The sequence below is a fragment of the Vibrio sp. S234-5 genome (genome assembly GCF_000960595.1).
Lineage (GTDB): Bacteria > Pseudomonadota > Gammaproteobacteria > Enterobacterales > Vibrionaceae > Vibrio.
On sequence record NZ_JZAM01000250.1, the window covers coordinates 1 to 384 of the forward strand.

General features: G+C 41.9%; 1 protein-coding gene. It reads right to left on the reverse strand.

The window, feature by feature from the left end:
- Window positions 1–299: hypothetical protein (locus UF06_RS15865; protein ID WP_045571296.1), on the reverse strand; the 299-nt coding region annotated here is incomplete at its 3' end.
- Between the last annotated feature and the right edge of the window lie 85 nt (window positions 300–384).

Below are 384 nucleotides of genomic sequence, written 5' to 3' on the forward strand. Positions count from 1 at the left end.
TAAATAGCATCTAAAGAAGCCACCTGAGCCTCGTAATTCGCCAAGTATGTTGGCGTAACTAGCGCTAAAATATTATTAGAACTCCACAGGACATCATAAGCCAGTGCAGATTGGATAGCTGACGAATAAAGATTGCTTTGATCACTCTTGTCATTGCTAAACATACAACCCATGTCTTCTAAAGCAAAACAGCTGCCTGTCCAAACCATGTCTCCGGAAGTAATAAGTTTATCTCTAGCCCCCCATAAATGACCATAAGTAATAAAGCCGGGATAAGCAGACTCAAACTCATTTTTCAAAGCTGCTATCTATTTAGCCGTACTCGATTTGCCGTTGCGAAGTGAAGAGACAGAAGCATCGTTGGCTAAAGCAGCCTGCAAAACG